The organism is Clavibacter sepedonicus (assembly GCF_000069225.1).
GTDB classification, from domain to species: domain Bacteria; phylum Actinomycetota; class Actinomycetes; order Actinomycetales; family Microbacteriaceae; genus Clavibacter; species Clavibacter sepedonicus.
The window spans coordinates 892,012-914,494 of sequence record NC_010407.1 but is presented as its reverse complement, the minus strand read 5'-3'; the positions used below and the strand labels follow the sequence as shown (position 1 = coordinate 914,494).

Annotated in this window: 26 protein-coding genes and 1 pseudogene; 11 read left to right on the top strand and 16 right to left on the bottom strand. The window is 71.9% G+C overall.

The annotated features are described in order from the left end of the window. Positions 1 to 200 precede the first annotated feature (200 nt). The 4 genes from CMS_RS04360 to CMS_RS04345 are packed head-to-tail and all read right to left on the bottom strand — an operon-like array spanning position 201 to position 5,754. Complete coding sequence (locus CMS_RS04360; protein WP_012298291.1) at positions 201 to 2,561, bottom strand: beta-xylosidase/alpha-l-arabinosidase; 2,361 nt, start codon at positions 2,559 to 2,561, stop codon at positions 201 to 203. Further along, positions 2,558 to 3,463 carry a carbohydrate ABC transporter permease gene (locus CMS_RS04355; protein WP_012298290.1) on the bottom strand — a complete coding sequence of 302 codons (906 nt, stop codon included), beginning with the start codon at positions 3,461 to 3,463 and terminating at the stop codon, positions 2,558 to 2,560. Before CMS_RS04355 ends, CMS_RS04360 begins: the two co-directional genes overlap by 4 nt. Next, complete coding sequence (locus CMS_RS04350; RefSeq protein WP_041464392.1) at positions 3,460 to 4,452, bottom strand: carbohydrate ABC transporter permease; 993 nt, start codon at positions 4,450 to 4,452, stop codon at positions 3,460 to 3,462. Before CMS_RS04350 ends, CMS_RS04355 begins: the two co-directional genes overlap by 4 nt. 9 nt (positions 4,453 to 4,461) lie before the next feature. After that, positions 4,462 to 5,754 carry an extracellular solute-binding protein gene (locus CMS_RS04345; protein ID WP_012298288.1) on the bottom strand — a complete coding sequence of 431 codons (1,293 nt, stop codon included), beginning with the start codon at positions 5,752 to 5,754 and terminating at the stop codon, positions 4,462 to 4,464. Positions 5,755 to 5,977: 223 nt separating this feature from the next. On the opposite strand from CMS_RS04345, the gene CMS_RS04340 reads away from it, so the two are divergent. Together CMS_RS04340 and CMS_RS04335 are read left to right on the top strand one after the other, a co-directional pair. Then, positions 5,978 to 6,988, top strand: a complete 1,011-nt coding sequence (locus CMS_RS04340; RefSeq protein ID WP_041464391.1) for a LacI family DNA-binding transcriptional regulator — start codon at positions 5,978 to 5,980, stop codon at positions 6,986 to 6,988. Between the two features lie 23 nt (positions 6,989 to 7,011). Next, the gene (locus tag CMS_RS04335; RefSeq protein WP_012298286.1) at positions 7,012 to 7,506 is read left to right on the top strand and encodes a tetratricopeptide repeat protein; all 495 of its coding nucleotides are present in this window, start codon (positions 7,012 to 7,014) and stop codon (positions 7,504 to 7,506) included. A gap of 18 nt (positions 7,507 to 7,524) precedes the next feature. On the opposite strand, the gene CMS_RS17595 is transcribed toward CMS_RS04335, so the two are convergent. Both CMS_RS17595 and CMS_RS18220 read right to left on the bottom strand, forming a co-directional pair. Beyond that, on the bottom strand, positions 7,525 to 7,683 hold the full coding sequence (locus CMS_RS17595; RefSeq protein ID WP_215905400.1) for a hypothetical protein: 159 nt from the start codon (positions 7,681 to 7,683) through the stop codon (positions 7,525 to 7,527). Positions 7,684 to 7,783: 100 nt separating this feature from the next. Further along, a pseudogene (locus CMS_RS18220) lies at positions 7,784 to 8,242 on the bottom strand (metallophosphoesterase family protein); the annotation flags it as partial. Between the two features lie 273 nt (positions 8,243 to 8,515). Here CMS_RS18220 and CMS_RS17060 point away from each other — a divergent pair. Further along, positions 8,516 to 8,737, top strand: a complete 222-nt coding sequence (locus CMS_RS17060) for a hypothetical protein (RefSeq protein ID WP_133064111.1) — start codon at positions 8,516 to 8,518, stop codon at positions 8,735 to 8,737. Positions 8,738 to 8,774: 37 nt separating this feature from the next. After that, complete coding sequence (locus CMS_RS04325; protein WP_012298284.1) at positions 8,775 to 9,665, top strand: hypothetical protein; 891 nt, start codon at positions 8,775 to 8,777, stop codon at positions 9,663 to 9,665. A 206-nt stretch (positions 9,666 to 9,871) separates the two neighbouring features. On the opposite strand, the gene CMS_RS04320 is transcribed toward CMS_RS04325, so the two are convergent. The 6 genes from CMS_RS04320 to CMS_RS04295 form a co-directional block, all read right to left on the bottom strand. Beyond that, positions 9,872 to 11,239 carry an MFS transporter gene (locus CMS_RS04320; RefSeq protein ID WP_041464389.1) on the bottom strand — a complete coding sequence of 456 codons (1,368 nt, stop codon included), beginning with the start codon at positions 11,237 to 11,239 and terminating at the stop codon, positions 9,872 to 9,874. Between the two features lie 94 nt (positions 11,240 to 11,333). Continuing rightward, a complete protein-coding gene (locus tag CMS_RS04315; RefSeq protein WP_223842726.1) occupies positions 11,334 to 11,816 on the bottom strand; it encodes a hypothetical protein in 483 nt (160 codons plus the stop codon). A gap of 83 nt (positions 11,817 to 11,899) precedes the next feature. After that, positions 11,900 to 12,475: a helix-turn-helix domain-containing protein gene (locus CMS_RS16165; RefSeq protein ID WP_012298281.1), complete on the bottom strand. Its 576-nt coding sequence runs from the start codon at positions 12,473 to 12,475 to the stop codon at positions 11,900 to 11,902. Positions 12,476 to 12,516: 41 nt separating this feature from the next. Beyond that, a complete protein-coding gene (locus CMS_RS04305; RefSeq protein WP_012298280.1) occupies positions 12,517 to 13,314 on the bottom strand; it encodes an anti-sigma factor family protein in 798 nt (265 codons plus the stop codon). Then, positions 13,311 to 13,817 (bottom strand): sigma-70 family RNA polymerase sigma factor, encoded by a 507-nt coding sequence (locus tag CMS_RS04300; RefSeq protein WP_012298279.1) that lies wholly within the window; start codon positions 13,815 to 13,817, stop codon positions 13,311 to 13,313. Before CMS_RS04300 ends, CMS_RS04305 begins: the two co-directional genes overlap by 4 nt. Positions 13,818 to 13,945: 128 nt before the next feature. Continuing rightward, entirely contained in the window at positions 13,946 to 14,968 is a 1,023-nt protein-coding gene (locus CMS_RS04295) for an MDR family NADP-dependent oxidoreductase (RefSeq protein WP_106408674.1), read from the bottom strand. A 101-nt stretch (positions 14,969 to 15,069) separates the two neighbouring features. Here CMS_RS04295 and CMS_RS04290 point away from each other — a divergent pair, with 101 nt between their 5' ends. Both CMS_RS04290 and CMS_RS04285 read left to right on the top strand, forming a co-directional pair. Next, positions 15,070 to 16,044: a helix-turn-helix transcriptional regulator gene (locus CMS_RS04290; protein ID WP_012298277.1), complete on the top strand. Its 975-nt coding sequence runs from the start codon at positions 15,070 to 15,072 to the stop codon at positions 16,042 to 16,044. 96 nt (positions 16,045 to 16,140) lie between these two features. After that, positions 16,141 to 16,833: a YceI family protein gene (locus CMS_RS04285; RefSeq protein ID WP_012298276.1), complete on the top strand. Its 693-nt coding sequence runs from the start codon at positions 16,141 to 16,143 to the stop codon at positions 16,831 to 16,833. A gap of 136 nt (positions 16,834 to 16,969) precedes the next feature. Here the strand turns inward: CMS_RS04285 and CMS_RS04280 are convergent, their stop codons facing one another. The 3 genes from CMS_RS04280 to CMS_RS04270 form a co-directional block, all read right to left on the bottom strand. Beyond that, positions 16,970 to 17,344 (bottom strand): PH domain-containing protein, encoded by a 375-nt coding sequence (locus tag CMS_RS04280; protein WP_041464387.1) that lies wholly within the window; start codon positions 17,342 to 17,344, stop codon positions 16,970 to 16,972. A gap of 81 nt (positions 17,345 to 17,425) precedes the next feature. Continuing rightward, entirely contained in the window at positions 17,426 to 17,875 is a 450-nt protein-coding gene (locus tag CMS_RS04275; RefSeq protein ID WP_012298274.1) for an HIT family protein, read from the bottom strand. 55 nt (positions 17,876 to 17,930) lie between these two features. Beyond that, entirely contained in the window at positions 17,931 to 18,545 is a 615-nt protein-coding gene (locus CMS_RS04270) for a TetR/AcrR family transcriptional regulator (protein ID WP_041464386.1), read from the bottom strand. 69 nt (positions 18,546 to 18,614) lie between these two features. Between CMS_RS04270 and CMS_RS04265 the strand changes: the two genes are divergently transcribed. Together CMS_RS04265 and CMS_RS04260 are read left to right on the top strand one after the other, a co-directional pair. Then, a complete protein-coding gene (locus CMS_RS04265; RefSeq protein ID WP_012298272.1) occupies positions 18,615 to 19,553 on the top strand; it encodes a DMT family transporter in 939 nt (312 codons plus the stop codon). Positions 19,554 to 19,638: 85 nt separating this feature from the next. After that, positions 19,639 to 20,106, top strand: coding sequence for a hypothetical protein (locus CMS_RS04260; protein ID WP_012298271.1), 468 nt, complete (start codon positions 19,639 to 19,641; stop codon positions 20,104 to 20,106). Here the strand turns inward: CMS_RS04260 and CMS_RS04255 are convergent. Next, positions 20,073 to 20,681, bottom strand: a complete 609-nt coding sequence (locus tag CMS_RS04255; RefSeq protein ID WP_012298270.1) for a P-loop NTPase family protein — start codon at positions 20,679 to 20,681, stop codon at positions 20,073 to 20,075. The genes CMS_RS04260 and CMS_RS04255 overlap by 34 nt on opposite strands. Before the next feature lie 104 nt (positions 20,682 to 20,785). Here CMS_RS04255 and CMS_RS04250 point away from each other — a divergent pair, with 104 nt between their 5' ends. The 3 genes from CMS_RS04250 to CMS_RS04240 all read left to right on the top strand — a co-directional run bounded on the left by CMS_RS04250 (position 20,786) and on the right by CMS_RS04240 (position 22,358). Next, positions 20,786 to 21,235: an MSMEG_6728 family protein gene (locus tag CMS_RS04250; protein WP_012298269.1), complete on the top strand. Its 450-nt coding sequence runs from the start codon at positions 20,786 to 20,788 to the stop codon at positions 21,233 to 21,235. A gap of 234 nt (positions 21,236 to 21,469) precedes the next feature. Further along, on the top strand, positions 21,470 to 21,961 hold the full coding sequence (locus CMS_RS04245) for an FBP domain-containing protein (RefSeq protein WP_012298268.1): 492 nt from the start codon (positions 21,470 to 21,472) through the stop codon (positions 21,959 to 21,961). A gap of 58 nt (positions 21,962 to 22,019) precedes the next feature. Next, positions 22,020 to 22,358 carry a YnfA family protein gene (locus tag CMS_RS04240; protein WP_012298267.1) on the top strand — a complete coding sequence of 113 codons (339 nt, stop codon included), beginning with the start codon at positions 22,020 to 22,022 and terminating at the stop codon, positions 22,356 to 22,358. The last annotated feature ends 125 nt before the right edge of the window (positions 22,359 to 22,483 follow it).

Genomic DNA, 22,483 nt, shown 5'->3' with positions numbered 1-22,483 from the left:
TTAGCCCCCCCGTTATAGGGCCTCGAGGAGTGCCGATGGCAGGGGGGCAACAGCGCCGTAACGTTACGCCTCGCACGCCCGAGCCTTTCCTCCCACTCAGAGGCGATCACGGCGCATAACTCATCCCGAGCTCACGAAGCATTCGCGCGAGCCCGGGGAGAAATTTGCGATGACTTGCGAAATCCGACGATTGAATAAAGTCAGCGCACCTCGCGGTGCGGCTCGCCGTCGGCAAGGACGCGCTCCACCGACGTGCCCACGTACCGCTCGTCCGCGATCGTGACATGGTGCACGGATCCGACGACCGCGATCGCGGATTCCGTCTCCTTCACGGCGCTCGACGGCCCGACCCACAGCTCGACCGCGCCCGGCTCGACGACGCGGCGGTACCGCAGGTCGGTGAGGGCGAGCCGGGTGGTGGGCACGCGGAACGTGACGCGCGCGGACTCGCCCGCGGCCAGGTCCAGACGCAGGTAGCCGAGCAGCTGCGCGACGGGCCGGGTGACGCTGCCCTGCACGTCACGCGCGTAGAGCTGCACGACGTCGGTGCCGTCCCGGTCGCCCGTGTTGCGCACGTCGACGGTGGCCGTGAACGACTCCCCCGCGGCCACCTCCGCGACATCGACCCGCAGGTCCGAGCGCTCGAACGTCGTGTACGAGAGCCCGTGCCCGAACGGGAGGACGGGCGTGGGATCCGCGCTCGTCACCTCCGAAGGCCCGCCGAGGACCGGGTGAAGGTACGAGAACGGCTGCGCGCCCGCGGAGCGCGGGAGCGACACGGGCAGCCGGCCCGACGGCGACACCCGGCCGGAGAGGACGCCCGCGATCGCGGATCCGCCCTCCTCGCCCGGGAAGAACGCCTGCAGCACGGCGGCCGGAGCCGCATCGCCCTCGAGCGCCCAGGCCACCGCGTACGGTCGGCCGGTGAGCAGCACCACGACCACGGGGGTCCCGGTGGCGCGCACGGCCTCGACCAGCTCGCGCTGGACGCCGGGGAGCTCGAGGCTCTCGACGTCGTTGCCCTCGCCGACCGTGCCGCGGCCGAACAGGCCCGCCCGGTCGCCGACGACCACGACCGCGAGGTCGGATCCGCGTGCCGCCTCGACCGCGGCGTCGAAGCCGGAGCGGTCGTCGCCCTCGACGTCGGCGCCGTGCGCGAACACGACCTCCGCGTCGGGTAGCTCCGCGCGGAGCGCCTCGGCCACGGTCGGGATCGCGAATCCGAGCGGTGTGCCCGGGTGGTGCGCGAGCACGTGGTTCGCGAACGAGTAGCAGCCCATGAGCGCCTCGGCGCTGTCGGCGCTGGGGCCGATGAGCGCGATGCGTCCGGGAGCCGCGCGGTCGCCGCCCGCGAGCGGCAGCGTGCCGTCGTTCGCCAGCAGCACGATCGACTCCTCCGCGAGGCGGCGCGCGACGTCCCGGTGGGCCGGGGTGTCGAGGTCGATCTCCATGGGCGGATCCTCGAACGTCGCGTCGAGCAGCCCCAGCTCCTCCTTCTCGTCGAGCACGCGGAGCACCGCCCGGTCGACGAGGGACTCGTCGGCGAGCCCGGCGCGGATCCGCTCCGCCAGCGGCGCGAGGTACGCGTCACCCGTCGGCAGCTCCACGTCGATCCCTGCCTCGAGGGCCAGCGCCGCCGCCTCGCCGCGGTCGCCCGCGACGGCGTGCATCACCTGGAGGAACGCGACGGAGAAGTAGTCGGAGACCACGACGCCGTCGAAGCCCCAGCGCCCGCGGAGCACGTCGGTGAGGTACTCCGTCGTGGCGCCGACGGGCGCGCCGTCGATCTCCGCGTACGAGTTCATGACCGAGCGCACCCCGCCGTCGAGCACCGCCATCTCGAAGGGCGGCAGCAGCACGTCCTCCACGAAGCGCCGGCCCACATGCGCGGGCGCGTGGTTGCGCCCCGACTGCGAGACCGAGTAGCCGACGAAGTGCTTGAGCGTGGCGTGGATCCCGGCCGACTGCAGCCCCTTCGCGTACGCCGTCCCGATGGTGCCGACCACGTACGGGTCCTCGGCGATGCACTCGTCGACGCGGCCCCAGCGGGCGTCGCGGATCACGTCGAGCACGGGCGCGAGGCCCTGGTGCACGCCGAGCTCGCGCATGGACCCGCCGATGAGCGCCGCCATCTCCTCCACGAGGCCCGGGTCGAAGGAGGCGCCCCACGCGAGCGGCGTGGGGAAGGTCGCGGCCTGCCACGCGGCGAGCCCGGTGAGGCACTCCTCGTGCACGAGCGCCGGGATCCCGAGCCGCGTCTCCTTCTGGAGGCGGCGCTGCTCGGCCCACAGCCAGGACGCGCGCTCGACCGGATCCACGGGCCGGGTGCCGTACACGCGGGTGAGGTGCCCGAGGCCGTGCTCGGTCGCCTCCTCGTAGCGGCCGGTCGTGGCCATCTCGCCCTGCATGGGCGCGACGACCTCGCCGCCCTGGTCGACCCAGTAGCCGACGATCTGCGCCAGCTTCTCCTCGAGGGTCATGCGCGCGTGCAGCTCGCGCACGCGCTCCGACACCTCGGGGAGCGCGACGACGACGGGCTGCGAGGACTCCGCCCCGGTCACCCCTTCACCGCGCCGGTCAGGCCGCCGACGATGCGGCGCTCGAAGATCGAGAAGAAGATCAGCGCCGGGATCATCGACAGCGACGTGAACGCGAGCACCTTGGCCGTGTCCACCGAGTACTGCGACGAGAACGACTGCACGCCGAGCGGCAGCGTGTAGATCGACGCGTCGCTCAGCAGGAACAGCGGCAGCAGGTAGCTGTTCCAGCTGCCGATGAACGCGAGGATCCCGACCGTGATGACGCCCGGCATCGACAGCCGCACGACCATGCGGAAGAAGAACCCGATGCGGCTGCACCCGTCGATGAACGCGGCCTCCTGGATCTCGTCCGGGATGGCCCGCAGGAACGGCACCAGGATGATGATCGTCGTCGGGAGCGCGAACGCGATCTGCGGGAGGATGATCCCCGGCAGCGAGTTCGTGAGGCCGAGCGAGCGGATCACGATGTAGAGCGGCGTGATCGCCACGGTGATCGGGAACATGAGCCCCGACGCGAACAGCGCGTAGAGCGCTCCCCGGCCGAAGAACGTGTAGCGCGCCAGCACGTAGCTCGCCATGAGGCCGAGCACGACCGCGCCGACCGTGGTGCCGATCGCGGCGATGAGCGAGTTGCCCACCTGCCTCCAGAACATCGAGCCCCCGAGCACGTCGAGGTAGTTCTGGATCTGGAACGGCGACGGGAAGCCCGCCGGGTCGGTCGTGATCTGCGCGTTCGTGCGGAACCCGCCCAGGATGATGTACGCCACCGGCGTCAGCATCAGGGCGATCAGCACGACCGCGACGAGGTACGGGATGGGGTTGCCGCCCTGCCCGGGCACCTTGGCGCGCTTCGGCTTCGGCGTCTTCGTCGAGTAGGTGGGATCCAGGTCCGCGTTGCGCGGAGCCGCGGTGACGATGCTCACTTCTTCTTCCTTTCCGCACCCGTGAGGGCGCCGGCGGTGTCGCGGTTGAGCACGAACCGCTGGTAGATGAGCGCGACGACCAGGGAGATGAGGAACAGCACCACGGCGACGGCGTTGCCGTACCCGTAGTTGCCGGATCCGCGCCCGTTCGCCACGAGGTACGTGGCCATGGTCGAGGTGCCCGCGGTGGCCGAGATGTACTGGCCCCAGATGATGTAGACGAGGTCGAACAGCTGCAGCGAGCCGATGATCGACAGGAACGCCCAGATGCGCAGCGTCGGCGCGAGCAGCGGCAGCGTGATGCGCCGCTGGATCTGCCAGTAGGACGCGCCGTCGATGGCGGCCGCCTCGGAGAGCTCCTCGGGGATGCCCTGGAGGCCGGCGAGGAAGAGGATCACCGCGAAGCCGATGTACTTCCACGTGATGATCGTCATGAGCGACCAGATCGCGATGTCGGGGTTGGCGAGCCAGTCCTGCTGGAGGTCGGCCAGGCCGATGTTCGCGAGGAAGCCGTTGAGCGCGCCGGAGCCCTGGAGCATGAGGCTCCAGCCGGTGCCGACGACGACCTCGGAGATCACGTACGGCACGAAGATCAGCACGCGGATGATCGACTGGCCGCGCAGCTTCCGGTTGAGCAGGAGCGCCACGAGGATCGCGATGACGGCGTTGTGCATCAGCGCCTCGTGGAACGTGGGGTCCTGGAGGATCGTGATGTAGTTCCGGAAGCCCACGAACACGGTGGGCGGGCCGAAGCCCTGCCAGCTGAAGAAGCCGTAGTAGGCCGCCATCACCACGGGGTAGATGACGAAGCCCACGAAGAAGAGGAGGGCCGGGCCGACGAGGATCAGGACCTCGAGGCGACCGGACCAGCCGAGGCCGCGGCGTCGCGCACGAACCGCCGAGGGCGGCGTCGTCGCGACGCCGCCCTCGGGGTGTGCAGGATCAGCCGCGGGACGCTGCTCGTCGAGCGAGCTCTCGCGGATAGCCATGTCGAGCGCCTAGGCCTTCTTGGCCGCGTCGCCGACGGTCTGGATGAGCTTCTCCGGGCTGCCATCGCCGGCCATGAGGTCGACCACGCCGACGTTCATCGCGTTGCCGACGTTCAGGCCGTAGACCGTGTCGAGCCACTGGGAGACGTAGGGCGCGTCGTTGTACGCCGCGAGGATCTCCTTCAGGTACGGCTCGGTCACCGCGGTCTGCGCCTCGGTGTTCACGGGCGGGGCGTTGAAGGCCGCGTAGTACTCCTTCTGCACGTCGGCGGTGCCGATGTAGTTGAGGAAGTCGACGCACTGCTTCGGGGCCTGCGCGGAGCAGGAGTACCCGTCGATGCCGCCCATGATGGAGCCGGGCTCGCCCTTGCCGCCGGAGATCTCGGGGAAGGGGAACCAGGACAGGTCGGCCAGCGGCTTCTGGTCGGGGGTCAGGCCCGCGATGACTCCCGGGTCCCAGGCGCCCATGAGCTCCATGGCGGCCTTCTTGTTGGCGATGAGGCCGGCCGAGGAGCCGGCGCCCTGCTGCGCGGCGGTGGTGAGGAAGCCGTCGTTGAAGGGGTTCGTGCCCACGAGGTCCTCGACGTCCTGGCCCGCCTTGATCCAGCAGTCGTCGCTGAAGTCCTTGTCCGTGGCGGCCTTCTCGAGCGTGGCGGAGCTGCACTCGCGGAGCGCGAAGTTGAAGTACCAGTGCGCGGCGGGCCAGGCGTCCTTCGCGCCGAGCGCGATGGGGGCGACGCCCGTGGCCTTGAGCTTGTCGACGGCCGCGTCCAGCTCGTCCATCGTCTTCGGCGTCTCCGTGATGCCGGCCGCGGTGAAGAGGTCCTGGCTGTAGAAGATGCCGCTGGGGAGCACGGCGACCGGCATGGCGTACGCCTTGCCGTCGATCGAGTTCGCGTCGAACGCGCCCTGCGAGATCTGGCCCTTTACGTCGGCGGAGATGCCGTCGGTGATGTCCATGATCTGCCCTGCCGCGACCGTGGCGGCGAGCTTGCCGCCGCCGCGCTGCAGGAAGATGTCGGGCGCGTCGCCGGAGTTCAGGGCGGTCTGGAGCTTGCCGTCGAGGTCCTCGTTCTGGATCGAGGTGGCCGTCACGGTGACGCCGGGGTTCGCGGCGTTGAAGTCGGCCGTGACCTTCTCCCAGAACGCCTTGCCCGGGCCGGTGGTGGAGTTCTGCCACAGCGTCATCTCGACGGGGCCGCCGTCGTCGCCGCTGCCGGAACCGCTGCCGCTGCAGCCGGTGAGGGCGAGGGCCCCCACGAGCAGGGCCGCGGATCCCGTGAGGATCTTCCGTGCCTTCATGTCGTTCTACCTGTCTCTTCATTGAGCGCACCCTGGCGGGTGTCGGGGGGTGGGCGTGCACGAGCCGCGTGCCTGGTGCTGTGGGGTGCGACTCGATCCGGTCCCGTGTCGCGGTCGCGTCGTCGCGTCGTCGTGACGGGGGCCGGCCGGGCAAGTCTCGGTCGCGCACCGATCTTCGTCAAACGTTTTCGAAATCCTTTTCTCCAGGCGTAGGGTGCGGTCCATGTCCCGCCGCCCCACCATCCACGACGTCGCCGCTGCCGCCGGCGTCTCGGTGTCGACCGTGTCCAAGGCGGTGAACGGGCGGTACGGCATATCGGCCGAGACGTCGCGCCGCGTGATGGAGGTCGTCGAGCGCCTCGGCTACGAGTCGAGCCTCGTCGCGAGCAGCATGCGCTCCCACCGCACAGGCGTGATCGGCGTGCTGGTGGCGGGCTTCGAGCCGTTCAGCGCCGAGATCCTGAAGGGCGTGGGCGCGGCGCTCCGGGCGTCGCCGTACGACCTGCTGGCCTACAGCGGATCCCGGCAGGTGGACAACACGGGCTGGGAGCGCCGGTCGCTCAGCCGGCTGAGCGGCACCCTCATCGACGGCGCGATCATGGTGACGCCCACGGTCGTGACGGCGTCGACCGAGATCCCCGTCGTCTCCATCGACCCGCACACGGGGCCCGCCGACCTCCCGAGCGTCGAGTCCGACAGCCTCGGCGGCGCGCTCCAGGCGACCCGGCACCTCCTCGAGCTCGGGCACCGGCGGATCGGCTTCCTCGCGGGCCGCCCCGACCTCCGATCCGCGACCCTCCGCGAGACCGGCTACCGTCGCGCGCTGCAGGAGGCGGGCATCGCGTTCGACCCGGCCCTCGTGCGCTCTGGGTTCTTCCTGACGGCGCCCGCGCGGGAGCCGGCGCGCGCCCTCCTCTCGATGTCGGACCGGCCGACCGCGATCTTCGCCGCCAACGACCTCTCGGGCATCGCCATCCTCCAGGTGGCGGCCGAGCTCGGGATCCGCGTGCCGGAGGACCTCTCCGTCATCGGCTTCGACGACATCCCGGAGGCCTCGCAGATCACGCCCTCGCTCACCACCATCCGCCAGCCCATGCAGCGCCTCGGCACCACCGCGGTGGACCTCCTCATGTCGCTGATGGCCGGCACCGAGCCCGACGCGATGCGCGTGCAGCTGCCGACGCGGCTGGTGCGCCGGGCGACGACGGGGCCGCCGCCGGCGCGGTCGCGCTGACCGGCGGCTGCCAGGCTGGCGGGATGGACCACGACGACTGGGACGCCCGGGTCGCCGCCTTCTGGGCGGCCGCCGACGACGAGCGCGCGGACGAGACCGTCGCCGGCATGCGCGCCCTGGTCGCCGAGCGGCCCGACGGAGATCCGCGCGGCCTCTTCGAGCTCGCCTGCGCGCACGACTACGTGGGCCAGGAGGTGGAGGCCGTGCCGCTGTATCGAGCCGCGCTCGACGGCGGGCTGGATCCCGAGCACCGACCGCTCGCGGTGATCCAGCTCGCGAGCTCGCCGCGCAACGTCGGCGAGCCCGCGGAGGCCGTCGCCCTGCTCGAGGCCCTGCCGGACGACGACGACGCGGTCGGGCGCGACGCCTTCCTCGCCCTCGCGCTGCACGACGCCGGGCGGCCGACGGAGGCGCTGGCCCTCGCGCTGCGGCGGCTCGCGCCGACCGTTCCCGGCTACGGACGCGCCATCGCGGCGTACGCGGACGAGCTCGCGGTGCGCGATCACGCGGAGGGCTGACGACCTGAGCTGTCGGCGTCACCGGCCGTCCCGCGGTCCGAACGCGGCCAACGCCTCGCGGTCGGTCGACGGTCGGCGGACCGCCTCCTGGAGCCAGGCGACGACGTCCGGGTAGGCCGATGATACGGCCGTCTCGCGGATGAGATCGTTGGCGTCGATGCGGGTGCGCCCGATCACGACCGCCCCGGCCTCGAGCACCGCCCAGTGAGCCCCCCTCTCTCCCGTACGGGAGCCCGACGCTCCCGGCGTTGATCACCAGCCGGCCGTCGACGAGCCGGACGAACGGCATGTGGGTGTGGCCGCAGACGACGGCGCGGACGGCGGGATCCACGTCGCGCAGCACCTCGTCCCAGCGCTCCTGACGGCTGTCGACGAGCACGATCTCCTCGTCGTCCCGCGGGGTGGCATGGCACAGGAGGACCGGCCCGAAGCCGTCCACGTCGAGGGTGATCCGCTCGGGCATGCGCTCCAGGAGCTGCTGATGGACGGGTGTCAGCTGGGCGGCGCCCCACACGGACAGGGGATCGTCGGACAGACCAACGTCGATGCCCTGCGACATCCGCAGCAGCTCCCGGTCGGCGTTGCCACGGACCAGGATCGCCCTGTCGCCGAGAGCGAGCAGACGGTCGAGCACCTCCGTCGGCTGCGGTCCCCACATGTGGTCCCCAGTGACGACGATCAGCTCGGCCCGCTCGATCGCGGGTTCCCGGAGCACCCGGTCGAGCGCCCCGAGCATGCCGTGGAGGTCGGAGAGGACGGCGATGGACGACGGCATGCGACCACCGTGGCACGAGAGGCGGCCTCATCGCCCGAGGACGATCAGAGTCGCCTCTGCCACCAGCGCCTTCTGCGAGCGGCCTTCTCGTACGGCGGCAACGGGGTCGCGTGCCCATCGAAGGCATCCGGTCGATCACCTCTGCTGTGGTCCGGGGCCCGGTCGCTCTCCGCTCGCTGACGTCGTGCCTGCGCTTCCGCCAGGGCGGCCGTGAGCCGTGCATTGAATCCCATCATGTCATCGCTCCTCAATCCACTGCCTGATTCCGCATGCACAGAAATGACGCGCACGCGACGCTTCGGTATTTCATCTTGCGATGATATCGCCCGCGCACCGCAGGCCGCCATCTTCTCGCTGACCACCAGCGGCGACGCAGTCACGGCACTGTGTTTCGATTTATTACCTTGCCACGCTTCGGATGTGGAATGGTTCCGGCGAGTTGAGCTTGGAGACTGACTCCCAACATAGGCACACCGACGAAAGGAACCATCTGATGAAACGAAATCGAATTGCTATAGCATCATTTCTATCCGCTGCCGCACTGGCGATGACCGTGGCGACGCCAGCGCATGCAGCGACCGCGACTTTCTTCGACGGCAGCGCAGCTCCTGACGTCATCTATACAGAGGGGACGGTGTACCAGAGTCGCACAGGGATCACGGCCGGATTCACCGAGGAGACGATAACCGGGTTGGCCAACATACAGGTCTGGCTCGGCACAGCCACCACGAACGCGTGGAGCTACCAGGCCACGATCTACGACACCCGGAACTACCGGAAGGGTGCGTTCAGATGGAAGTCGCCCGGGGAGACTGCCAGCCTCAACGCCAGAGCCACGGCCTTGGATGTCGGCCGGATCCGCAGTGATGCCCTCAATGATTCCACAGCCGCCGAGGGCCGCATCGAAGAATCTGCCGTCCCGAACCGCGCCTTGGCTCATGTCGCCTCCGCGTCCGGGTTCTCGAAGGATGACTTGGTCGCGATCGGTCAGTTCGAGGGGGTGCAGCTGTGGAAGGCGTCAAACGCGTCTGATACCTTCTTGTTCACCACCGGCGACTCCGAGAATGACTACGTCACATCCGCCCGGGCGTCGAACAGCAGCTTCTCCCAGCGCGCGATCTCCGTCCGGAACAGCATCCCGGAAGCGGATGGTGCCGTTCAGACTCATCAATTCGTCCTCACCGACGACGCCCATGAAGCGGATATCGCGTCCGTCGAGGGCCTACGCAACATCGGCCACGACCTGTTCGTGGACACCAGGGCCGACGAGCGCACAGAAGATCAGATCACCACGTTCGGCACCGAAGGCGCCGTCACGACGAGCGAAGTCGGAGAAGCACGTGAGCCCCACACCTATGCCCTCGCGCTCTCCGGTACGCAGTGATCGTCCGCGATCGAAGGCCTGACTGACCTCGACACGATCTGAGTTGGTCTCGACTCGCCTAGCTGGACGACCAGGGGGCGCAGCCACCGTCACGGTGGCTGCGCCCCTCCTCGGCATCCGCTCTCAGATGCGGCTCGCCTGTCGCGCGCAACGGAATCCACGGCTCGCCGAGCGCCGGTGGCTGATCCAGCTGCGCAAGGGAAGGGCTAGGCAACGGGGGTCGTACGCGGAGGGTCTTCTACGGTGGGCGAGGCATCGGAAACCGCAGTTTCCACCGCATCCGCCTCCACTTTCTTCTCCCGGGCGATCCGGATCGCGGCGCGGCCGGACGGCAGGGAGATGGCGACCGTGATCACGACGACCGTGATGATCCCCGCCGCGACCAGCAGCGTCTGCACGCTGAAGACGTCGGCGAGCGGGCCGAAGGCGACCGCGCCGATCGGGGTCGCGAGCGCCATGACGATCCCGACGTAGCTGAAGACGCGGCCGTGCATCTCGGGCGCGACGGTCTCTTGCACGAGCGTCATGAACGGCGCCGAGAACAGCGGCACGAACAGGCCGATTGCGAACATGAAGCCGTAGAACACCCAGAGGTTGGGGCTCAGGCCGAGGCCGGCGGTGAAGATCGCGAAGCCGAAGCAGCTCACGAGGATCAGCGTCATGCGGTCGGACTTCGCGAACAGCGTCGACACGAGCGCGCCTCCCCCGAGCATGCCGACGCTGAAGGCGATCTCGAGCACCGTCACCATCCACACCTCGGTGCCGTAGGTGCGCGCGACGAGCAGCGGCGTGATGAACGACGGTGCCACCGTGAGCAGGAAGATGATCGCGAAGAGAACCAGCAGCCAGCGGACGACCGGGTTGCCGCCGATGTAGCGGATCCCCTCGACGAGGTCCTCGCGGTACGTCGACGTCTTGTCGGCGATGGACGCGAGCGTCGGCACCGCGACCGAGAGCAGGAACGCGATGCCGATGGCGGCCGTGATCGCGTCGACGAAGAAGAGCGGCACGAGGCCGTAGGCGGCGTAGACCGCGCCCGCGGCGGCCGGCGCGAGCAGGGCCATGGCCGACTGGATGGTGCCGAAGATGCCGTTGATCCGCAGCAGCTGCTCCGGCGGCACGATCTGCGGGATCATCGCCTGCACCGCGGGCGTCTGGAACCCGGCGCCGACGGAGCGCACGGCCACCGCGAGCAGGATGATCCAGAGGTCGGTGACCCCGTTCATCATCAGCAGGGCGAGCGCGACCGTGACGATCGCGATGGTGCTGTCGGAGACGATCACGAGCACGCGGCGGTTCATGCGGTCGGCGAGCGTGCCGCCGAAGATCGAGACGATGCCCTGCGGGAGGAACGCGCAGACCGCGTAGAGCGCGATCGCGAGGCCCGAGCGGGTCTCGAACGTGACGTACCACATGACCGCGTACTGGACGAGCATCGAGCCGAACAGCGAGACGGTCTGGCCGCTGAGGAACAGGGTCGCGTTGCGCTTCCAGCGGGCGGCGACCACGGCCGCGTCGGCGTCGCTCATCGCGGGCACGTCGGGCACGTCGGCCTGCGCTGCCGGGTCGCTCATCGGGTCCTCGCCTGCTCGCGTTTCCTCGGGTACGGATCGCCAGATTACGGGGCGGCGCGGGCGGCGCGCCAGGGGTCGGGCGGGTGATCCGCCGTCAGCCGACCACCGGCGGCGGCGGGGTGTCGGGGCGCTCAGGGAGTCCGACGTCGAGGATCCTCAGGATGAGCTTCTCCGCCTGCGCCGACAGGTCGTCTCCCGGGTAGTAGGCCTCATGCAGGTCCTCCAACTCGGACAGGGACGAGAGCCCGCATATGACCATGAGGCGAGAGATGTCCCGGCCGTCGCGACCTGGGCGCCCGGCGTGAAGCTTCATCGCCAGCAGGGCCTCGGCCGATGCGATCTCGACCACCAAGCCCTCCCCCACGAAGATCTCGATCCACTCCACGTCGCGGCCGTACGCCGGGATGAAGAACGCCCCGTCGTCGTTCAGCCAGTCCGAGCCCCAACCGCGCCTCTCCGCGATGAGGGTGACGGACTCCTGCACGTCGCCATCGAACCTCAGGCGCGCGTCGATGTCGACCGTCGTCCCGCGATCGAAGTGGCACAGCGTGAGTGCCGCGCCCCCGAAGATCTGCATGCGCCCGGTGACGCCACGGAGCCGCAGCGCGGCGATGAGCTCGGACAGCGCGGCCATCAACGCGCTCCGGTCGAGTGCATGCATCAGACGCTCGCCAGGGTGGCCGGATCCAGGAGCACGCCATGACGCCGGAACGCCGGGACCGCGCGCTCCGGGTCCACCGGCAGGTCGTAGACGCCGTCTCCGAAGATCCAGCTCCTCCGCAGCCGGCGTTCGTCCGAGCTGACCCAGGAGGGGAGAGGGAGGCCCTCCTCCTCGAGCCGGTGCTCCACGAGGCCTGCGACAGCCGCGTCCCAGCGCTTCTCGCCCGTTCGAGCCGGCTCCGCGATGGTCAGCGCGAAGCGGACCTCGTGGTGGACAGCAGCCAGGTCGTCCGCGAGCTGGATGAAGTGGCGGACGGCGAGCTCCCTGTCCCCTTCTGCCAGTCGCGAGGCGATCTCCGCCGTCGCGCTGGCTGCCGTCTGCCGCCGGGTCGGGATCGAGATGAGCTGATGCCCGGTCGCGAGCAGGAGCCGATCGACGGTCTCGGCACTGGGGCTGCGCCGCCCGGACTCCAGTTCCGACAGCGTCGACTGCGCAACCCCGGAGCGACCGCTCAACTGGCGCTGCGTGTATCCGCGGCTCCGTCGTGCGGCATGGACCAGTTCACCGATCGACATGATGCACCTCCTCGATACCAGCAATGCTATCAGGGGACGCCTCAGAGGTCCCGGCTCGCCAGCACCACGTCGGAGTCGGACGGCGTGATCTGCACCTCGCGGATGCGCTCGATGGGGAGGCTCGAGGTGGCCGCGAGCTGGGTCGCCTCGGCCTGGCCGGCGCCCCACGTGGCGACGATCGTGCGGGTGCCGTCGTCGGCGATCGCCACGAGGTCGTAGGCGCCCTTGCGCGCGCCGCCGCCCGCGTAGGCGCAGCTCCAGTCGAAGCGCGTGCCCCACGGCTTGGCCGTCACGGCGAGCTGCGCGGTGACGCCCTCGTCGAGCTCGGAGCGCATGCTCACGGCGTCGGCCGGGAGGCCGGTCGAGGAGGACGGGTCCGCGGACGGCGACGTGACGGACGGGGCGGGATCCGCGACGGGCGCGCTCACGCCGGCGCGGAGCGCGGAGCCGAGGCCCGCGCCGCCGACGAGGAGCACGAGGGCGGCGGCCACGAGGATCCACCCGCCCGTGCGGCGCGACACCGGGAGGCGCGCGGGCGCGGACAGGGGACGGCGGCGCCGGCGGGGGACGCGGTGCCCGGCCGCGGCGGACGGACGCTCGCGCGGCTCGGGCGCGGGCTGCGGCACGGCGGGCGCCTCGGGCTCGTCCATGAGCGCGATCGCCTCGTCGACGGGAAGCATGCGCAGCACGCCGGGCAGGCCGGAGAGCTCGGCGAGGGAGCGCATGCACGCGTCGCAGCCCTCGAGGTGGGCCTCGAAGAGCGCGCGGTCGGTGGCGCTCAGGCTGCCGAGCACGTATGCGGCATCCCACTCGTGGATGTCGTCGGCGCGGTCGTTCATCGGGTGACTCCTCGTTCCTGCAGGGCGAGCCGGAGCGCCTTGAGCGCGTAGTGGAGGCGGGACTTGATAGTGCCGGGCGGGACGCCCTCGCGTTCGGCGGTCTCCGCGACCGACCGGCCCAGGTGGTAGCAGCTGACGACCGCGCGGCGGTGCTCGGCGGAGAGCGACGCGAGCGCCTCGGCGACGAGCAGGCGGTCGATGATGGCGTCGGAGGCGTCGGCGACGGGATCCTCGGGGAGGGTGTCCGTCGGTGTCTCGCGGCCGCGCCAGGCGCTGCGCCGGTCGTCGATCACGAGGTTGCGCACCACGGTGAAGAGCCAGCGGCGGGCGGACTCGTCGTCCTCCGCGAGGATCGCGGGCGAGCGCCAGGCCCGCAGCAGCGCCTCCTGCACGACGTCCTCGGCGAGCGCCGGATCCCCCGTCAGCCGCAGCGCGTACCGCTGCAGCGCGGGTGCGTGCGCGTCGTGCAGCGCCCGCATGCGTGCCGTGCTCTCCGTGGTCATCCGTGCCTCCTCCCTCCACGACGAGATGGACGGCCGGAAGGTTCACCGCTCGGGGGAATCATCCCAGGGATCACCTCGACGACCCCTGGCCGGCCGGTGACGACCGCCGTCGCCTGCGGTCGCCCGCCCTACATGCGCACGATCACGTTCCCGCGGAATTCTCCGCGCAGCAGGCCGTCGAGCGCCCCGGGCGCCGCCGCGATCCCGCCCTCCACGATCGTGTGCGGGAAGACGATGCGGCCCTCCCACAGCCAGCGCGCGTAGTGCTCGTCCCACGCCCGGATCTGCTCGGCGGTGTGGTGCGTCGAGAACGGCCGGATCTCGAGCTGCTTCACGATCGCCGTCATCACGTCGAGCCGGGGCATACCGCCCTGACCTCCGTCGATCTGCCCGGCCAGCGCACCGCAGAGCGCGAAGCGCGCACCCGGCGCCGCGGCCTGCACCGCCGCCTCGAACTGCGGTCCGGCAACCGTGTCGAACAGCACGTCGATGCCGTCGGGCGCCAGCTCGCGGAGCCGCGCGAGCACGTCCTCCCGGCGGTGGTCGATGGCCGCGTCGAAGCCGAGCTCGTCGACCAGCCAGGCGGCCTTCGCGGCCGACCCGGTGGATCCGATCACCGTGCTCGCCCCGCGGGCCCGCGCGATCTGCCCCGCGAGGGAGCCGACCCCGCCCGCCGCGCCGGTCACGAACACGACGTCGCCATCCCCGACCCGGGCGACGTCGACCATGCCGTGGAACGCGGTGACGCCCTGGTTGAGCACGTGCTCCGCGCCCGGCAACCGGTCGACCGGCACCGGCCAGAAGGATCCGGCGCTCCCGACGACCTCCTCGCGCCACCCGCTCATGTGCGTCACCACGGTTCCGACCGGCATGTCGGACGCGGACTCGACCACCGTCCCCGTCGCCCCGCCCCACAGCGGCCGGTCCCGCTCGTAGGCGGGCATGGGGAGGCCCGGCGCCGGGCTCATGAGATCCGCCATCACGGCGGTGACCTGCATGGAGTCGGTGCGCACGCGCACCTCGCCGTCCGGGAGCGGCAGGACGGGGACCTCCCGGAGCGCCACGCAGGAGGAGGGCGCCTCTCGGTGGTCACCCCGATGCCGGGCGAGCACGACCTCGGTCGTCGTCCTCGGGGGATGGTTCGTCGTCATGCGGATCTCCTCGTCGTCGCACCCGGCGAACCGCCGGGATGCTGCGACGCTAGGGAGGGATCCGGACAGCAGCTGTCCGGGACGCGACCCAGGGTGGTGCCATGCGCGACGCTTCGGAACGGCTCCTCCGGCTCCTCGCCCTGCTCCAGCGTCACCGCACGTGGAACGCGGAGCAGCTCGCGGCCGAGCTCCGGGTCACCGACCGCACGATCCGACGCGACGTCGGCCGACTGCGCGCGCTCGGGTACCCCGTCACGAGCGCGACCGGCGTGGACGGCGGGTACGAGCTGGCCGCGGGCGCGTCGCTCCCGCCGTTGACGCTGGATCCCGTCGAGGCGGTGGCCGTGTTCGTCGCCCTCCGCGACGCGTCCGCCGCGGGCGACGCGGAGCATTCCGCCGCCGCGCGGAGGGCACTCGACAAGGTCGTCCGCGTCCTCCCCGAGCAGGCGCGCGCCGCCGTGGGGGCGATGTCGCACCACTCGACCGCCGTGGACATCGGGCACGCGATCGGGCCGGTGGACGAGCCGGCATCGGCGACGACGCTCGAGGTGCTCGCCCGCGCCTGCCGCACCCGTCGGCAGGTCACCTGCGACTACGAGCGGGGCGACGGACGCCGCGGTCCGATGGTCCTGGAGCCGCGGCACCTCGTCCGGACCATGGACCGCTGGTACCTGCTGGCGTACGTGACGGGAGCGGAGTCGTGGCGGACCCTCCGCGTGGACCGCATGGGCGACGTGGCGGCGACGACCGTGCCGAGCCGGCCCCGCGCCGATCCCGCCGACGACCTCGACGCGCTCGTGGTCGATGGCATCCGTTCCCGCATGCAGCGCGTCACCGGCGTCGTCCGCGTGCACGCGCCCGCGTCGGAGATCGCCCACTGGATCTCCCCGGCGTGGGGCACGGTCACGGCCGAGGGCCCCGACTCGTGCCTGGTCGCCGGCGGTGCGGACAGCCACGGGTCCATGGCCAGGTGGCTCCTGCTGCTCGACCGGCCGCTCACCGTCATCGGGCCTCCCGAGCTGGCCGCGGCGTTCGTCGCGGTCGCCGCCGAGGCCGCGAACCTGGCAGGAACCTGAACCCGTGAACCGTTCCCGGGGCTGGTCCGTCGTCCCTGATGTCGGCGCAGCATCGAGCGGCGATCAGTTGAGCACCATCCGGATCAGGAGACCCCCATGCAGAAGAAGACCAAGATCATCGTCGGCACGAGCGCGGCCGTGGTGGTCGTGCTCGGTGTCAGCGCCGCCGCGTTCGACCCCGCCTTCTACCGCGACGTGATCGTCGGCGCCCCCGCGGCCGCCCCGTCCGTCTCGGCCGCCCCCGCCGACTCCACGCTCGACACGAGCAACCTGTCCGGCGAGTGGCAGATCGGCACCGGCAGCACCGCCGGCTACCGCGTCGCCGAGGTGCTCAACGGCACCGACGTCACCGTCGTCGGCAAGACCGAGGACGTGACCGGATCCATCACGGTCGACGGATCCACCCTCTCGGCCGCGACCGTGAAGGTCGACGTCGCGAGCATCGCCACCGACGCGGCACCCCGCGACGAGTACTTCCGCAGCACCGCCATGGAGGTCTCGAAGTACCCCGACGCGACCTTCACGCTGACCCAGCCCGTCGACGCGGCCGTGCCCGCGAGCGGTCAGGTCGCGACGGTCGACGCGACGGGCGAGCTCACCATGCACGGCGTCACGCAGACCGTCACCGTGCCGCTGCAGGCCGCGCTCACGGACGACGGCGTGCAGGTGAGCGGATCCATCCCCGTCACCTTCTCCGACTACGGCGTCGAGGCCCCGAGCCTCGGCTTCGTCAGCGTCCAGCCCCAGGGAACCGTCGAGTTCCTGGTGAAGGCCACGCCCGCGAAGTAGCCGCGGACCGGCCCACAGGGCCGCCCCGGTCGAGGGGAGGAGGAGCGCAATCGGGTCGCTCCTCCTCCCCTTCCGCATGTCCGGGTACGGGCCGGACGCCGGGCGGGCCCGGCGAGCCGCGAGGGGTCGTCCGTGATCAGTGCGCGTGCAGCACGGCCCACGCGATGAGACCGTCGATGCGGCGGATGTCCGCGCCCTTGCCGAGCTTCACCTTGATGTGCCCGGCGCGCGTCCAGAGCTCGAGCTCCGCGTCGAGGTCGAAGGTCCCGGCGTTCTCGGTCGACCACATGTTGATCGAGCTGTAGGGCAGCGAGTACAGCTCCACCTTCTTGCCCGTGATCCCCTGGGCGTCGCGCACGATGAGGCGCTTCGTCGTGAAGGTGGCCGAGTCCCGGAAGGTGCGGAACGAGGCGACGGCCTGCTCGCCCTCCACCAGCAGCTCGTGCACGTCGGCGGGGACGGGGATCTCGGCGGCGAGGGTCCAGGTCACGAGGGGCGCGGTGGCTTCCATGCCACGATCGTGGCAGCTGGGCGCCCGCCACGGCTGGCCCCCGTCAGGGCCGTCGGTCGACGGCGGACGCCGGTGCGCGGGTCAGGCGGCGAGCGCGTCGCGCAGCAGGCGCACGTACGGCAGGCGCTCCTCGGGCGTGGCGAATCCGGGCAGCGGCGCGGATCCGTACAGGTCGTCGCCCTCCGCGCGCGGGAAGACGTGCACGTGCAGGTGCCACACGTCCTGGCCGCCCGCGGTCTCGTCGTGCTGGCGGATCGAGATGCCCGCGCAGTCGTATGACGCGCGCATCGCGACCGCGACCTCCTGCACGAGGTCCATCACGGCGTGCAGGTCGGCGGGTGCGACGGAGTAGAGGTCGCGGACGTGGACCCGCGGGATCACCAGGGCGTGCCCGCGGTTGCGCGGCCACCAGCGCGGCGCGATGACGGCCACCGCCCGCTCGCGCTCGGCGACGACGTCCTGACGCAGCGGCGCGACCAGCGGCTCGTCGCGGAGCAGCGCGCAGAACGGGCAGGGGCTCGGGTCGGGCATGCGGCGAGGCTAGCGGCCGCGCGCGGACGGACAGCCGGGAGGTCGTGCCGCCGGGTCAGGGTCGCGCGGACGCCTCGAGCAGCGACCGCGCCGCGTCGCGCGCGACCGCCATCGGGTGAGCGAAGGTCCCCATGCCGAGCGTCACGAGGCCGCCCTCGTAGACCAGCATCAGCGTGCGCGCGGTGGCCGCGGGATCCGCGATGCCGGCCTCGCGGCACAGCTCGCGCAGCAGCTCGAGCAGCCACGCCTTCTGCCGCATGACCTCGGGGAGCACGTCGTGCCCGTCGTCCTCGTCGCCCAAGTCGCCGGCGCCGAGCTCGGCGCGCGCGTTGATCGCGCTGCAGCCCTTGGGCGTGTTCGCGTCGGCCCACGTGATCGCCGCGTCGAACACCGCGAGCACCCGGTCGGTCCCGGGCTCGGGCGTGCGGGCGAGCCGCGCCGCGAGGTGCTCGCGCCAGCGGGCGTCGCGGTGCTGCAGGTACGCGACCACCAGCTGCTCCTTGGCGCCGAAGCGGTCGTAGATCGTCTTCTTGGTGACGCCCGCGGCCGAGGCGATCGCGTCGACGCCGACCACGTGGATCCCCCGCGCGTAGAAGAGCTCGGACGCCGCGTCGAGGACGCGGCGGGCTCCAGGGGTGAGCGGGGCGAGGTCGGGGACGGGGGTCTTCACACGTTGACTATACCGTTCTGTATAGTCGAGCCTATGACAAGTAGACAGATCGGTTTACCTCGACCGCTCGTGACCGTCGCCGCCGCCGCGGGGTTCGTGCTCGCGTGGAGCTCGGGCTTCCTCATCGCGGCCGTCGGCACGGTCGAGGTGCCGGCGGTGACGCTGCTCCTCTGGCGGTTCGCGCCGCTCGCGCTGGTGCTCGTGGGGCTCGTCGTCGCGACGGGCGCGGCCCGCGGGATCCCGCTGCGGATGCTCGGGCGGCAGGCGCTGATCGGCGCGTTCGCGCAGCTCGGCTACTGCGCGTTCGTGTACGCGGCGATCGGCGCCGGGATCGCGACCGGCACCACGGCGCTCATCGACGCGGTGCAGCCGCTCGTGGTCGCGACGCTCGTCGGCCCGCTGCTCGGGCTGCGCGTGCGCGGCGCGCAGTGGGCGGGGCTCGCGCTCGGCGCCGTCGGCGTGGTGCTCGTGGTGCGGTCGCAGGCGGGGGCGGCGGACGCGGATCCGGTCGCGTACCTGCTGCCCGCGGCCGCGATGGCGTGCCTCGTCGCCGGGACGTTCCTCGAGCGCCGGTCGCACGGCCGACCGCCCGTGCTCGTGACGTTGACCGTGCACGTCGTCGTCACGACCGTGGCGCTCGTCGTCGCCGCGGTCGCGACCGGGACCCTGGCGCCGCCCGCGGATCCGGCGTTCTGGATCACCACCGTCACCGCCGCCCTCGTCCCGACCCTCGGCGCCTACGGCCTGTACTGGTGGCTGCTCGAGCGGGTCGGGATCACGGCGCTCAACGCGCTGCTGTTCCTGGTCGCGCCGACGACCGCGGCGGCGGGCGCGCTCCTGCTCGGGGAGCGGATCACGCCGGTGACGCTCGCCGGGTTCGTGCTGTGCGGCGCGGGCGTCGCGGCGGTGCTGGTGACGGAGGCCCGGCGCGCGCCCGCGGCGCCCGCCCCCGCCGACCACCCCAGTCCGGGTGCGGATGACCGCGAACCCGCCGCGGTGGCCGCGTGACGCCCTAGGGTCCGGACATGAGCGCTCCGCGGATCACCGTCGCCTGGGCGGGGCTCTGCGCCGCCGCCGCCATGACGCTGAGCGGGTGCGCGGGGCTCGGCGAGGGCGGGCTCGCCGCGGAGGATCCGCCGGTCGTGCTGCCGACGGCCGACCCGACGCCGACGCCGACGCGTCCGCCGCCGCGCTCGAGGCCGTCAACGCGAGCATCGCCGCGCACGACGGGCCGTATCCCGGGCTGCAGCTCGACGGTCTCGAGACCCGGTGGGACGAGGAGCAGCAGGTCTGGACCCTCGCCGGCATGGTCGGGCCCATGGGCGAGGACCCGGAGCCCGAGGAGTGGTCGGACCGCCGCGTCGCGCTGTGGGCCACGGACCAGGATCCGACGCGCGAGGACTTCGCGGGCACGCTCTGGTCGGCCGTGAACGGGGCCGACATGGTCTCCGCTGCTCCGCTGCTCGAGTCGTTCCCGCCCCTGACGATGGACGGCCCCGACCCGGCCGGCCTGTGGTGCAGCGACCTCTACCCGGAGGCGGCCGGCGGCACCGGCGGCTGACCCGGTCGCGTCGGCTGATCCGCGCCCGGCAGCCCGCGCAGCCACACGTCGACCTCGCGCGTCGACCGGAGCCGCACGATCCGCAGGTGCGGGTGCTCGACGGCCGCGAGCACCACGCGCTTCCGCACCTTCACGCGCCCCCGCCACCCCCAGCGGACGATGTGGTTGGGATCGGTGAGCACGGTGCGCATCGGCGGCTCGACGTTGCCGTGCCAGAGCGGCTCCCGGCGCCAGCGACGGACGACGGTGCGGCGGATCAGACGCCCCATCTGCACGGCGACGGGCAGGTCGAGCCACACGAGGGTGTCGGCGCGCGACGGCAGCAGCTGCCCGAGCTGGGTCGTGTACTGCCACTCGGTGACCCAGGCGTCGCGTGAGGAGAACGCCTCGACGTCGTCGCGGAAGGTGGGCAGCTCGGTCCAGGCGGGGCCGTGGAAGAGGGCGTCCATCTCCGTGTGCGGGATGCCCGTGCGCTCCTGGACGCGTCGGGCCAGCGTCGTCTTGCCGGCTCCCGACGGCGCGCCGAGGAGGATGCGCCGGGCGGGCGGATCGAGGCGGTCGACGGGTCCGAGCATCCCGCGATCCTAGGGGGACGGCCGCGGTGGTGGCGGGATCCGCTCCCGGCGGCGGACCGGCTCCGCGCCGCCCCGCGCCCGCGCCCGCGGAGTTGACTGGCCGGATGCAGACGTTCCTCCCCTACCCGGACCTCGCGGAGAGCATGGCCGTGCTCGACGACAAGCGGCTCGGGAAGCAGCGCGTCGAGACGCTGCAGGTGATGAAGGCCGTGACCGTCGCGGGCTACGGCTGGCAGAGCCACCCCGTCACGCGCATGTGGCGCGGCTACCGGCCTGCGCTCATGGAGTACCAGGAGGCGACGTGCGCCGAGTGGACCCGCCGCGGCTTCGCGGACACGTGCTTCGAGAAGACCCTCGCGGTCATCGCGGAGGTGTCGGAGGACCTCGCCGCCTACACCGAAGGCCGCATCGAGCTGCCGCCGTGGTGGGGCCGCGCGGAGCTGCACCTCTCCCACCGCTCGAAGCTGCTGGCGAAGGCGCCGGAGCTGTACCGGCCGGCGTTCCCGGGGGTTCCGGACGACCTGGACTACGTGTGGCCGGGCGCGAGCGCCTGAGCCATTCCCTCACCCGGGGTACCGTTTCCCCGTGAGCATCTTCAGCAGCGCGGCGCCCTCGGGGCGTGGGGAGGTCGTCGGCGGCACGTCCGTCGGCACCAGGTAGTCACCGGATCCGTCGCCGCGCCCCGCGAGGGCCGGCCGCACCCGGCGTGCCGTCGATCCACGAGGATCCGGCCGCCCTCCCGACATCCGTCCCCGCGGCGCCGCCGCGACCCCGCACGAAGGGCACCCATGCTCCCCCTGACCGAATCCGACATCCGCGCCTCGCTCGTCAACGCCTCGCAGCGCGAGAAGCGCGACCTCCACCTCCCCGACGGCTTCGCCGAGCTCCGCTGGGACCGCCTCGACTTCCTCGGCTGGCGCGACCCGAAGGCCCCGCAGCGCGGGATCGTCGTCGTCCCCGTGGGCGACGAGCTGATCGGCGTGCTGCTGCAGCAGTCCGCCACCGCGCCGCGATCCCGCGCCCAGTGCACGTGGTGCCAGGACGTGCGCCTGCCGAACCCGGTCGGGTTCTATGCCGCGCGCCGGGCGGGCGCCGCGGGCCGCAACGGCAACACCGTCGGCACGCTCGTCTGCACCGACTTCGAGTGCAGCGCCAACGTGCGGAAGCCCCGGCCGATCCCGTACCTCGGCTTCGACCCCGAGGCGGCGACGGCCCAGCTCATCGACGACCTGCGGACCCGGGTGGCGGCGTTCGCGTCCGACATCGCGTCGACCGCCTGACGGCGGCCTGCCGGGCTGAACCGCTGACCCGCCCGTCCGGCTCCGCCATGCTCGGAGCATGCTGCTGCGCACCGTGATCCTGTTCGCCCTCGCCGCGGTCGCCGAGATCGGCGGCGCCTGGCTCATCTGGCAGGCGGTGCGCGAGGGCCGGCCGTTCTGGTGGGCCGGCCTCGGCGTCATGGCGCTCGGCGCGTACGGCTTCATCGCGACGCTGCAGGCAGACGCATCCTTCGGGCGGATCCTCGCGGCGTACGGCGGCGTGTTCGTCGCGGGATCGCTCCTGTGGGGCACCGTCGTGGACGGCTACCGGCCGGACCGGTGGGACGTGATCGGCGCCGTCGTCTGCCTGGTGGGCGTCGCCGTGATCATGGCCGCCCCGCGCGGGCAGGGCGCCTGACGCGTCGCGCACCGCGCCGGGCCTCGCACACCGCCGGGCTACGCGCGCGACCGCGGCCGACACGCGACCGCGCGCGCCCGTCCCGGAGGACGGACGCGCGCGGATCGGTGGGTCGGCCGGGCCAG

Bases quoted from the DNA above. Each gene is read 5' to 3' on its own strand.
- CMS_RS04320 (WP_041464389.1), bottom strand. From the start codon at position 11,239: ATGAGCGACCCGGCAGCGCAGGCCGACGTGCCCGACGTGCCCGCGATG.
- CMS_RS04275 (WP_012298274.1), bottom strand. From the start codon at position 17,875: ATGCCCGACCCGAGCCCCTGCCCGTTCTGCGCGCTGCTCCGCGACGAG.
- CMS_RS04315 (WP_223842726.1), bottom strand. From the start codon at position 11,816: ATGCAGATCTTCGGGGGCGCGGCACTCACGCTGTGCCACTTCGATCGC.
- CMS_RS17060 (WP_133064111.1), top strand. From the start codon at position 8,516: ATGTCATCGCTCCTCAATCCACTGCCTGATTCCGCATGCACAGAAATG.
- CMS_RS16165 (WP_012298281.1), bottom strand. From the start codon at position 12,475: ATGTCGATCGGTGAACTGGTCCATGCCGCACGACGGAGCCGCGGATAC.
- CMS_RS04245 (WP_012298268.1), top strand. From the start codon at position 21,470: ATGCTCCCCCTGACCGAATCCGACATCCGCGCCTCGCTCGTCAACGCC.
- CMS_RS04335 (WP_012298286.1), top strand. From the start codon at position 7,012: ATGGACCACGACGACTGGGACGCCCGGGTCGCCGCCTTCTGGGCGGCC.
- CMS_RS04255 (WP_012298270.1), bottom strand. From the start codon at position 20,681: ATGCTCGGACCCGTCGACCGCCTCGATCCGCCCGCCCGGCGCATCCTC.
- CMS_RS04290 (WP_012298277.1), top strand. From the start codon at position 15,070: ATGCGCGACGCTTCGGAACGGCTCCTCCGGCTCCTCGCCCTGCTCCAG.
- CMS_RS04340 (WP_041464391.1), top strand. From the start codon at position 5,978: ATGTCCCGCCGCCCCACCATCCACGACGTCGCCGCTGCCGCCGGCGTC.
- CMS_RS04305 (WP_012298280.1), bottom strand. From the start codon at position 13,314: ATGAACGACCGCGCCGACGACATCCACGAGTGGGATGCCGCATACGTG.
- CMS_RS04345 (WP_012298288.1), bottom strand. From the start codon at position 5,754: ATGAAGGCACGGAAGATCCTCACGGGATCCGCGGCCCTGCTCGTGGGG.
- CMS_RS04280 (WP_041464387.1), bottom strand. From the start codon at position 17,344: ATGGAAGCCACCGCGCCCCTCGTGACCTGGACCCTCGCCGCCGAGATC.
- CMS_RS04240 (WP_012298267.1), top strand. From the start codon at position 22,020: ATGCTGCTGCGCACCGTGATCCTGTTCGCCCTCGCCGCGGTCGCCGAG.
- CMS_RS04250 (WP_012298269.1), top strand. From the start codon at position 20,786: ATGCAGACGTTCCTCCCCTACCCGGACCTCGCGGAGAGCATGGCCGTG.
- CMS_RS04300 (WP_012298279.1), bottom strand. From the start codon at position 13,817: ATGACCACGGAGAGCACGGCACGCATGCGGGCGCTGCACGACGCGCAC.
- CMS_RS04285 (WP_012298276.1), top strand. From the start codon at position 16,141: ATGCAGAAGAAGACCAAGATCATCGTCGGCACGAGCGCGGCCGTGGTG.
- CMS_RS04295 (WP_106408674.1), bottom strand. From the start codon at position 14,968: ATGACGACGAACCATCCCCCGAGGACGACGACCGAGGTCGTGCTCGCC.
- CMS_RS04350 (WP_041464392.1), bottom strand. From the start codon at position 4,452: ATGGCTATCCGCGAGAGCTCGCTCGACGAGCAGCGTCCCGCGGCTGAT.
- CMS_RS04325 (WP_012298284.1), top strand. From the start codon at position 8,775: ATGAAACGAAATCGAATTGCTATAGCATCATTTCTATCCGCTGCCGCA.